This is a genomic window from Streptomyces sp. NPDC058964 (genome assembly GCF_042741275.1).
Lineage (GTDB): Bacteria > Actinomycetota > Actinomycetes > Streptomycetales > Streptomycetaceae > Streptomyces.
Map to the genome: position 1 here is coordinate 1 of NZ_JBHYKH010000320.1, position 10,278 is coordinate 10,278.

9 protein-coding genes are annotated in these 10,278 nt (G+C 72.6%); 4 read left to right on the forward strand and 5 right to left on the reverse strand.

The window, feature by feature from the left end:
• Positions 1-89: 89 nt before the first annotated feature.
• Both purU and ACFW2E_RS30985 read right to left on the reverse strand, forming a co-directional pair.
• Positions 90-971, reverse strand: coding sequence for a formyltetrahydrofolate deformylase (gene purU, locus ACFW2E_RS30980; protein WP_384470380.1), 882 nt, complete (start codon positions 969-971; stop codon positions 90-92).
• A gap of 46 nt (positions 972-1,017) precedes the next feature.
• Positions 1,018-1,518: a hypothetical protein gene (locus ACFW2E_RS30985; protein WP_384470381.1), complete on the reverse strand. Its 501-nt coding sequence runs from the start codon at positions 1,516-1,518 to the stop codon at positions 1,018-1,020.
• 117 nt (positions 1,519-1,635) lie between these two features.
• On the opposite strand from ACFW2E_RS30985, the gene ACFW2E_RS30990 reads away from it, so the two are divergent.
• The gene (locus tag ACFW2E_RS30990) at positions 1,636-2,952 is read left to right on the forward strand and encodes an ABC transporter substrate-binding protein (RefSeq protein WP_384470382.1); all 1,317 of its coding nucleotides are present in this window, start codon (positions 1,636-1,638) and stop codon (positions 2,950-2,952) included.
• Positions 2,953-3,001: 49 nt separating this feature from the next.
• On the opposite strand, the gene ACFW2E_RS30995 is transcribed toward ACFW2E_RS30990, so the two are convergent.
• Both ACFW2E_RS30995 and ACFW2E_RS31000 read right to left on the reverse strand, forming a co-directional pair.
• Positions 3,002-4,570 (reverse strand): hypothetical protein, encoded by a 1,569-nt coding sequence (locus ACFW2E_RS30995; protein WP_384470383.1) that lies wholly within the window; start codon positions 4,568-4,570, stop codon positions 3,002-3,004.
• Positions 4,571-4,782: 212 nt separating this feature from the next.
• Positions 4,783-6,168, reverse strand: coding sequence for a transcriptional regulator (locus ACFW2E_RS31000; RefSeq protein ID WP_384470384.1), 1,386 nt, complete (start codon positions 6,166-6,168; stop codon positions 4,783-4,785).
• Positions 6,169-6,431: 263 nt separating this feature from the next.
• On the opposite strand from ACFW2E_RS31000, the gene ACFW2E_RS31005 reads away from it, so the two are divergent.
• From ACFW2E_RS31005 to ACFW2E_RS31015, 3 genes are read left to right on the forward strand one after another with little or no spacing between them, the layout of a single operon-like run.
• Positions 6,432-7,085: a bifunctional DNA primase/polymerase gene (locus tag ACFW2E_RS31005; protein WP_384470385.1), complete on the forward strand. Its 654-nt coding sequence runs from the start codon at positions 6,432-6,434 to the stop codon at positions 7,083-7,085.
• A 53-nt stretch (positions 7,086-7,138) separates the two neighbouring features.
• Positions 7,139-7,933, forward strand: a complete 795-nt coding sequence (locus ACFW2E_RS31010) for an ABC transporter ATP-binding protein (RefSeq protein ID WP_384470386.1) — start codon at positions 7,139-7,141, stop codon at positions 7,931-7,933.
• Positions 7,930-9,516 (forward strand): transporter, encoded by a 1,587-nt coding sequence (locus ACFW2E_RS31015; protein ID WP_384470387.1) that lies wholly within the window; start codon positions 7,930-7,932, stop codon positions 9,514-9,516. The genes ACFW2E_RS31010 and ACFW2E_RS31015 overlap by 4 nt, the downstream gene beginning before the upstream one ends.
• A gap of 175 nt (positions 9,517-9,691) precedes the next feature.
• On the opposite strand, the gene ACFW2E_RS31020 is transcribed toward ACFW2E_RS31015, so the two are convergent.
• Positions 9,692-10,278 (reverse strand): alpha/beta fold hydrolase (locus tag ACFW2E_RS31020; RefSeq protein ID WP_384470388.1); only part of this gene is annotated, 587 nt, incomplete at its 5' end.

The window sequence follows — 10,278 nt, forward strand, 5'->3', positions numbered from 1 at the left end:
GGGCGGGGGGGGGGGGGGCGCGCCCGCGCGCCCCCCCCCCCGCCCCCCGCGGGTGGGGTCGCCCCTGGGCGTGCCCCCCCCCACAGGACCTAGGCGAAGACCACCGTCCGGCGCCCGTTGAGCAGAATCCGGCGCTCCGCATGCCACTTGACGGCCCGCGCCAGCGCCTGGCACTCCACGTCGCGGCCGATGGCGACCAGCTGGTCCGGCGTGACGTCGTGGCCGACGCGCTCGACCTCCTGCTCGATGATCGGGCCCTCGTCGAGGTCGGCGGTGACGTAGTGCGCCGTGGCACCGATCAGCTTGACGCCCCTGGCGTGCGCCTGGTGGTAGGGCTTGGCGCCCTTGAAGCTCGGCAGGAAGGAGTGGTGGATGTTGATGATCCGGCCGCTGAGCTGCTTGCACAGGTCGTCCGAGAGGACCTGCATGTAGCGGGCCAGGACGACGAGCTCGATGTGCTCCTCGCGCACGATCTCCAGCAGTCGCCCCTCGGCCTGCGCCTTCGTGTCCTTCGTCACCGGGATGTGGTGGAAGGGGATGTTGTAAGACCCCACCAGTTCGGCGAACTCCGTGTGGTTGGAGACCACGGCCGCGATCTCCACCGGCAGGGCACCGATGCGGGCGCGGAACAGCAGGTCGTTCAGGCAGTGCCCGAACTTGCTGACCATCAGGACGATGCGCATCTTCGCGTCGGCCCGGTTGATCTGCCAGTCCATCTGGAAGGAGTCGCCGATCGCCGCGAAGCTCGCCCGCAGCTTGTCAACCGACACCGGCGCCTCCGCCGAGAAGTGGACGCGCATGAAGAACAGTCCCGTGTCGTGGTCGCCGAACTGCTGACTGTCCTCGATGTTGCAGCCGGTCATGAACAGATAGCTCGACACGGCGTGCACGATGCCCTGCTTGTCCGGACAGGAGAGGGTGAGAACGTACTGGTCGGCGGGGGCCGCGGCTCGGCCGGACTGCTCACTCATGCCGGACAGGGTCCCATAGGAACCCCGCTCCGCGAGCGACCGTCCGCTAAGCGGACCTGGTCATGATGCGCAGCACCTCGAGGGTCCGCGGCGGCGCGTCGGGCTCGTCGCCGTCGCTGGCCGCGAGGCGTATGTGCGCGTCCCGGGCCGCCCGCACCGCCTCCGGCCACGCGTGGTGGTCGAGGTAGGCCTGGACCGGCGCGTCCGGCCCGACCTGGTGCATGATCCGCAGCACGCGCAGCACGGCCGTGTCGACGAGCGCCGCCTCCTGTGAGTCCCGGAAGATCGTGCCGACGTACTTCTCGGCGGACCAGTTGTCCAGCCAGGTGTCCTCCACCAGCCGGTACACCGCGTCGGTGACGTCGCCGTACCCGTCCACGCCCGCCAGCCAGACCTCCCGCTGGAAGACCGGATCGGAGAGCATGTGCAGCGCGGAGCGCACATTGCTGCGCCAGCGCCACCACGGCATGTCGTTGAGTGGCATGCCGCCCATGGTGGATGAGCGACGGCCGCGACGGGAAGAGTTCTCCGAACCTTGCACGGTCATCGATCGTACGTTCCTTCTCCCGGGAGCCTCACCGGCCCCTGTAATTCACCTTTACGTCACCCTTCGTTGACCGAGGGTCACTCCTGGGTTAGCGATGTGGCGGAATCGTGCGTGTCCATGACCGGCAGGCGACGCACGCGCAGCACCTTCCTCCCCATCTTCACCCGGCCAGCCAGAAGAGCGACCGCGCTTTCCGCGGGCGCCCTGGTGGCGTGTGCCTCGCTCGCCGCAGGATGCGGGGTCATCCCCGGTGCCACGGGGGGCTCCGGGGATGACCCGATCAAGGTCATGACGTGGGCGCCGGAGAACACCAACGCCACCAACAAGCCGGGCATGCCCGCCATGGCCGCGGCGTACGCCCGCTGGATCAACGCCCACGGCGGCATCAACGGCCGCAAGCTCAAGGTCCTGTACTGCAACGACCACAACGACAGCGTCTACGCCGTGAAGTGCGCCCAGCGCGCCGTCGACGAGAACGTGGTCGCGGTCGTCGGCTCCTACAGCCAGTTCGGCGACTCCTTCCTGCCCCGGCTGGAGAGCGCGGGCATCCCGTACATCGGCGGGTACGGGGTGACCAACGACGAGTTCACCAGCGTCACGTCCTACCCCGTCAACGGGGGTCAGCCCGCGCTCCTGGCCGGCCTCGGCAAGGCGCTCGCCGCGAACTGCGGCCCCGTCGCCCTGGTCCGGCCCGACAGCATCGCCGGCGACGAGCTGGCCCCGCTGCTCGACTCGGGCCTGAAGTCCGGCGGGCACACTGCCGCGGACGACCAGCTCGCCCCCGAGGACTCCACCGAGTACAGCACCCCGTCGCAGCGGGCCCTGCAGTCGGCGACCAAGGACCCGGTGAAGAGGGGCTGCGTGGTGCCCGCGCTCGGGGACCGCACGGACACCTTCATGGACTCCTTCCGGCGCGCCCGGGAGAAGTTCCCGGCGGTACGCACCGCGACCGTCCTCGGCAGCGTCGACCAGAGCGTGATCAACGCGACGGGCGGGGCCACCGGACCGTACGAGGGGTCGTACATCACCGGCTGGTACCCGGTGGCCTCCGACGCGCGCTGGAACCGGATGAAGAAGGTGATCAACGAGCAGGCCTTCGACGACAACCGCATCGACTCCGCGGACGCCGGAGTGCAGACCACCTGGATCGCGTACACCGTCCTGAAGGCCGTACTGGAGCGGCTCGGCGACCAGGAGGTGAGCGCGGACAGCGTGCGGCGGACCCTCGACGACGGCCTCAAGGTCAGTACGAACGGCCTCACCCCGACCCTCGAGTGGCAGCCCTACCAGGGCAGGCTCGCCTCGATCGGCTTCGCCCGCCTGGTCAACACCGACGTGACCGTCCAGGTCGTCCGGGACGGCCGGCTGGTGTCGGCCGGCAAGGAAGGGGTCGTGGACGTGACGAAGACGCTGCAGAACGCGGACCTCGGGTAGGACCCGTCCCGGGCCCCCCGGGGCCGGTCCGGCCCCGGGGCGCACCGGCTCACAGCTGGGTCGGCTGGCGCTCGGTGAGGCCGTACTTCTGGGCGATCGCGTTCCACAGCTGCGACGCCGTGACCTTCTCGGTGCTGGCGGTGCCGCTCGCGCGGTTGCCCGCCTGGGTCTGGCCGGTGGTCCGGGCCTGATGCCGTTTGCAGCCGTGCCTGCCGGAGACCTGGTCGGCCCAGGCCGCGTAGTGGTTGTCGGCCGCCGCGGACGCCTGCCAGGCCTTGGTGAGGGCCGAGGTCAGCGCGGCGTTGTCCGGCAGCTTGTCGACGGACAGCTTCGACAGACGGGTCACCAGCTCGTTGCGCTGCTTGGCGGCGTCGCGCAGGTCCGACGCGGCCAAGTCCAGGTTGTTGCAGGCCTTCACATTGGCCACGGCCCTGATCACCGACGCGCGGCTGCTGCCGCTGTCGGCGAGCAGCTTGTCCAGCGCGACGGCCTGCTGCTTGGCCGGGTCGGCCGCCGCGGAGGCGGAGCCGTCGGTCGCGGGGGCCGAGGCCGCCACGTTCTTGCCGGCGTCGCCCTTGTCGCCGCCGCCACCGCCGCTGAGCAGCGCGCCCGCGCCGACCCCGAGGACGGCGAGGCCGATGCCGACGGCCGCGATGAGCGGCACCTTCGAGCCGGTGCGGCCGCCCCGGCCGCCACCGCCGCCGCCGTCGTCGTGGGCCGCTCGCCGCCCGCCCACGGGTCCCGGCGGGGCGTACGAGGGCTGCGCCTCCGGCACCCGGGGCAGCTGCTGCGTGGATGGGGCCGGGCTCCCGGGCCCGCTGCGGAACAGGCTGTCGAAATCGGACGGCGGCTGCCGGTCCTCGCCGCCGTACGGCGGGGCCACCGGCGCGATGTACTGGGTGGCGTCGGCGTCGGAGCCGGCGGCGGGCTGCGCCGCACGCCCCAGGAACCGGGTCGCCTCCGAGGCGGCCTCGGGAGGCATCGCGCCCGGGTCCACCGGGGGTATGTACTGGGTCGCTCCCTCGTCCACCGGAGCGGGACCCGCCCCCGGGACCGGCGGCAGGTACTGGGTGGCGCCCTCATCCACGGAGGCGTGGGCGACGGGCGGGATGTACTGGGTCGCACCGTCGGCGGCCGACGGGTACACGCCCGCTCCGGCGCTCTGCGCCGCGTACGCGTCGGGCACGGCGGGCGGCAGGGGCGCGGCCGCCTGGCCGTCCTGCGCGTAGGCCTGCTGGTGCGGGGCGGAGCCGTACGCCGGCTGCGGGGCGCCGTAGGCCCCGTGCTGGGCGCCGTACGCCGGGGCTGCTCCCTCCGGGGGCAGCGGACCGGCGCCGGGCGCGGCCGGCGCGCCCTGCGCGTTCCACTGCGGCTGCTCCGGGCTGCCCCACTGCTGGGCCGCCACCGGGGGCCAGCTCTCGCCGGGCTGGGCGGTCTGCTGGTCGGGACCCCACGGCTGACCCCAGGCCTGCCCGCCGGCCGGGACCGCGGCGGGCGTCTGGCCGGCCGGGGGCAGCGGGGCGGGTCCCCCCGTCATCCCTGGCAGCACGGGCTCGCCACCGTCGGAGGGCAGCACGATGCCTTCGCGCGCGGGCTCGCCCTGTCCACTCTGCGTCACCGGGACTCCTACGAATGGGGGACCTTCGGAATCGTCGGGTCACGCTACCGGGTCCCCCGAGCCGGGTGCCACGCCGCTCAGGGCGCGATCTTCGTCCCTGTGACAGCAGTAACAAAACCGCCCCGCGATGCGCTGTTCATGTCACCTCCGGTTCGCCCTCCGTGCGTCAACGGGCCGTTTCCCACCCGTTCACGCACCGACGGGGCACTTGTTCACGCCGCCTGCTGCAGGTCCAGCCGCGCCCCGAACTCCCGCACCACGGGCTCGTCCCGGTACGGCTCCAACCGCTGCTGGAAGTCCTCCAGGTACTCGGCGCCACGGTTGGAACGGAGCGTCTCGAGGAGTTCGACGGCCTTCATGCCGGTACTGCAGGCCTGTTCGATCTCACGCTGCTGCACCTGCGCCGTGGCGAGCAGCACATAGCCGATCGCCCTCCTGCGCGCACGGGTCTCGGGATGCCCGGCCAGCGACTGCTCCGCGCACCGCGCCGCCGCCTCGGCCTGTCCCAGGTCGCGGTGGCAGTGCGCCAGCTCGTCGGCCAGATACGCCTCGTCGAAGTGCGCGATCCACACCGGATCGTCCCCGGAGGCGGCGTCGGCCGACTCCATGGCCGTGACCGCCCGTCCGGAGGCCGCCTGGGCGGCCCGCGCGTCGCCCAGCAGGGCGTGCCCACGCGCCTCGGCCGCGAAGAACATCGCCTCCGCGCGCGGGGTCACGCGCCCCCGCGCCCCCTCCTGCGCCGCCCGCGCCAGCTGTGCGATCTCCCGCGGGTTCCCGAGCTGCGCGGCGAGGTGGCTCATGGACGCGGCGAGCACATAGCCGCCGTACCCGCGGTCGCCCGCCGCCTGCGCCAGGCGCAGGGACTGGATGTAGTACCGCTGGGCGAGCCCCGGCTGACCGGTGTCGACGGCCATGTACCCGGCCAGTTCGGTCAGCCGCGCCACCGCGGCGAACAGATCGCGGCCCACGGCCTCCCGGTAGGAGCCGGCGAGCAGCCCGGAGACGACGCTGTTGAGGTAGTGCACGACGACCGGGCGCACATGCCCGCTGCCGTACTGGTGGTCGAGACCGGTCAGTGCCTGCGTCATCGCGCGCACGGCCGCCACGTCGGACTGCCCCACGCGCGGCCCCGCCTGGCGCGCGACCTGCGAGTCCGGTGCCGAGATCAGCCAGTCCCTGCTCGGCTCGACCAGCGCGGACGCCGCGACCGAGGAACCGGACAGGAAGTCCCGGCGGCCCACGTCGCTGCGCCACAGCTCGCAGACCTGCTCGATGGCCCCCAGTACCGTCGGCGAGAACTGGAGACCGACGCCGGAGGCGAGGTTCTTTCCGTTGGCCATGCCGATCTCGTCGATCGTGACCGTACGGCCCAGCTTGCGGCCCAGTGCCTCGGCGATGATCGCGGGCGCCCGGCCCCGCGGCTGCTGTCCGCGCAGCCAGCGGGCCACCGACGTCTTGTCGTAGCGCAGGTCGAGACCGTGCTCGGCACCGCACATGTTGACGCGGCGGGCGAGCCCGGCGTTCGAGCACCCCGCCTCCTGGATGAGCGCCTGCAGCCGTTCGTTCGGCTGCCGCGCGACGAGAGGCCTTGCGGCCATGGCATAACCCCCTGCGAACCCCTGATGCGGAAAGATCCGGCCGTGAAGATCGATGCCCCGCGGACATGCCGACAATGCGGGACATGCGAGGATTGCCGGGGTAAAGGCTGCCGCCACCCCCACATCTGGCTACCCCGGTCACGCCCCGGTTCCTCCCGCGCGCCCCCACGCGTGCACCCATGCGCCCCAGTCGCGGAATCGATGCTCCTCCCCCGCGCGCGCTACGCCCGTAACTCCAGGTGGACGCGGGAGTTGAGTGGAACGTGGAAGAGACGACCGCAGGCACCGAAGCCGCCCAGATTCCGAAGCAGCGCGGCGAATCGCTGCTGGAGACCGCCGTGCGCTACGCCGAGGAACGCCGCTGGGACGTGTTCCCGGGCACCTGGCTGGAAGCCGTCGACGGGGTGCAGCGCTGCTCCTGCGGCGACGCCACGTGCCCCGCGCCCGGCGCGCATCCCGCGCGCGCGGACTGGGAGACACAGGCGACCGGCAGTGCGACCGTCGCCCGCCGCATGTGGCAGAAGCAGCCTGCGGCGTCGATCCTGCTGCCGACCGGGCGGACGTTCGAAACGCTGTCCGTCCCGGAGACCGCCGGGTTCCTCGCGCTGGCCCGGATGGAACGGATGGAGCTGACGCTGGGGCCGGTGACGCTCACCCCGGACCGGCGGATGCACTTCTTCGTGCTGCCCGGCGCGTCGGTGAAGGTGCCCGACGCGGTGCGCAGGCTCGGCTGGTCCCTGGGCACCCTCGACCTGGTGGCGCTCGGCGAGGGGGCGTACGTGGCCGCGCCGCCCACCCGGTTCGGCTCGCAGGGCGCCGTGCAGTGGGCCTGCCGGCCCACTCCCGCCAACCGCTGGCTGCCGGACGCGGAGGAGCTGATCTCACCGCTCGCCTACGCCTGCGGGCGGGACCGCTAGCCGCGGTTCCCCCGCGCCCCTTCGGGCCGGCCGCCCCGCCGTAGGGTTTCAGCATGACGGACGCAGCAGTGGTGGAAGCGGCGGCAGCCGTACGGGTACGGGGACTCTGGAAGCGGTTCGGGCAGCAGGTCGCCGTCGCCGGGATCGATCTGGATCTGCCCGCGGGGAAGTTCATCGGGCTGGTGGGGCCCAACGGGGCCGGGAAGACCACCACCCTCTCCATGGTGACCGGTCTGCTGCGCCCCGATCAGGGGTCCGTCGAGGTGGTGGGCCACGACGTGTGGCGGGACCCGGTGGCGGTCAAGGCACGCGTCGGTGTCCTGCCCGAAGGGCTGCGGCTCTTCGAGCGGCTGTCGGGGCGGGAACTGCTCGGTTACTGCGGGCGGCTGCGCGGACTGCCCGGCGGCGAGGTCGACAAGCGGGCCAGCCAACTCCTCGACGTGCTCGATCTGGCCGGGGCCCAGCACAAGCTCGTCGTGGACTACTCGACCGGCATGCGCAAGAAGATCGGACTCGCGGCCGCTCTCCTCCACAACCCCGAAGTCCTCTTCCTCGACGAGCCGTTCGAAGGCGTCGACCCGGTGTCCGCGCAGACCATCCGGAGCGTCCTGGAGCGGTACACGGCCTCCGGCGCGACCGTGGTCTTCTCCTCCCACGTCATGGAGCTCGTCGAGTCGTTGTGCGACTGGGTCGCCGTGATGGCGGCGGGCCGCATCCGCGCGACCGGCACACTCGCCGAGGTCCGCGGTGAACACCCCACTCTCCAGGGGGCTTTCCTGGAGCTCGTGGGCGCGCGGGGACGCGACGCGGCCTCGGACCTGGACTGGCTGGGGGGCGGGGCCCGATGACGGGCGTCACCCCCACCGTCGTACGGCTCAAGCTGTCGCTGCTGCGCAACGGGCTGCGGCAGTCCGGCGGGCGGCGGGCCGCGTTCATCGCGTCGGCCGTCGTCGCACTGCTGTTCGCGGCCCTGCAACTGCTCGGCCTGATCGCGCTGCGCGGGAACGCGCACGCGGACGCCGTCGCCGTCCTCGGTACGTCCGTGCTGGCCCTGGGCTGGGCGGTGATGCCGCTGTTCTTCCCGAGCGGCGACGAGACCCTGGACCCGACCCGGCTGGTGATGCTGCCGCTGCGGCCGCGCCCCCTGGTGCGGGCCCTGCTGGCGGCCTCGCTGGTCGGCATCGGCCCGCTGTTCACCGTGCTCCTGCTGACGGGCTGTGTGGTCTCCGTGGCGCACGGGGCGGCCGCGTACGGCACCGCGGTGGTCGCCGTCGCCCTCGCGCTGCTGGTCTGCGTGGCCCTCGCGCGCGCCGTCGCCACCGCCAACGTACGGCTGCTGACCAGCCGCAAGGGCCGCGACCTGGCGGTGCTCAGCGGGCTGGTCATCGCGATCGGGGCGCAGCTGGTCAACTTCGGCGCGCAGCGCCTCGGTTCCGCCGGGCTCGGCGAGCTCGCCCCGGTGGCCGACGTACTGCGCTGGCTGCCGCCCGCGTCCGCGGTGGGCGCGGTGCACTCGGTGGCCGAGGGGGCGTACGGCACGGCGGTGGCCCAACTGCTGGTCTCCGCCGCCGCGCTGGGACTCCTGGTGGCCGTGTGGGCACGCGGTCTGACCCGGCTGATGACCTCCCCCGACGGCTCCACCCTCCAGGCCGCCGACGCCGGCGCCCGGGAACGTTCCTCGAGCGGCCTCGGCCGGCTGCTGCCCGCGGGCCGCACCGGTACCGTCATGGAGCGCACGCTGCGCTACATCTGGCGCGACCCCAAGACCAAGGCCGCGTGGGTGACCTCGCTCGCCATCGGCCTGATCGTGCCCGTGTTCAACGCGCTGCAGGGCACCGGCTCGATCTACTTCGCGTGCTTCGCCGCCGGAATGCTCGGCATCCAGATGTACAACCAGTTCGGTCAGGACACGTCCGCGTTCTGGATGGTGGCGATGTCCATCTCGTCGCCTCGGGACGCGTACGTCGAGCTGCGCGGGCGGGCGCTGGCACTGCTGGTGATCACACTGCCGTACGCCACGCTCGTAACCGTCCTGACGACCGCGATGCTCGGCGCCTGGGCCCGGCTGCCCGAGGTGCTCGGGCTGTCCTTCGCGCTGCTCGGGGCGATGCTGGCGACCGGCGCGTGGACGTCGGCCCGCTTCCCCTACTCGATCCCGCAGGAGGGCCACAAGAACGTGGCGCCCGGCCAGGCGGGCCTCGCCTGGATCGCGATCTTCGGCGGCATGGTCTCGGCCGCCCTGCTGTGCGCCCCGGTCATCGCGCTGACCATCTGGCTCAACGTGAGCGCGAACGGTGGCGCGTGGAGCTGGCTGCTGCTGCCGGTGGGTGCGGTGTACGGCGCAGCCATCACCGCCGCCGGGCTGCACCTGGCGGCCCCCCGCACCTCGACCCGCCTCCCGGAGATCCTGACGGCGGTCAGCAGGGGCTGAGGGGCCCTCGTGCCCCGGAGAGTGCCACGGAGAAACGGAACGATGCGACGCAGGGAACCGCACCCCACCCAGGGGCGCGGGGCCGTATCGATATGCGGCTTTGCCGCGTGAGCGCGATCAACCTCCATGAACCCGCACCCGCCACAAGCCCGGAACCCCCGAGCTCATAGCGCCCTCACCGCACGCTCACCGCATCGAGAAACGGCTCGACAGCCGCCCGCCAAGCCGCCGGCTGGTCATAGTGGACAAGATGCCCCGCATCCGCGACCTCCGCATACTCGCCCAGCGGCAGCACCCGCACCATCTCCTGCGCCTCCGCCCGCCCCAGCTCCCCGTCGAGGCCGCGCACGACGAGCGCGGGGCACCGGACCTGGGCGAGTTCCTCCCAGTGCGCGTCGTACACCCAGGTCTCGCGGGACTTGAGCATCTGCTCGGGCTCGAAGACGGGGCGCCAGCCGTCGGCGAACTCCTGCATGACCTCGGCGTAGAACTCGCCGCGCGCCGGATTCGGGCGCTCCACCCAGGGGTCGTCCTCGCCGAACCACTTGCGTACGTCGGCGAGTGTCACGAAGGGGACGGGCCAGGACCGGAACCAGTCGGCCCACTCGCGCTGCGAGGCCGCGCCGAGCGCCGAGGCCCGCATGTCACAGATGATCAGGCCCCGTACCAGGTCGGGGCGCTTGGCGGCGAGCTGCCAGGCGGTCAGCGCGCCCATGGCGTGTCCGACGAGGACGGCCGGGGGGGGGGGCGGGGGTGGTGGGG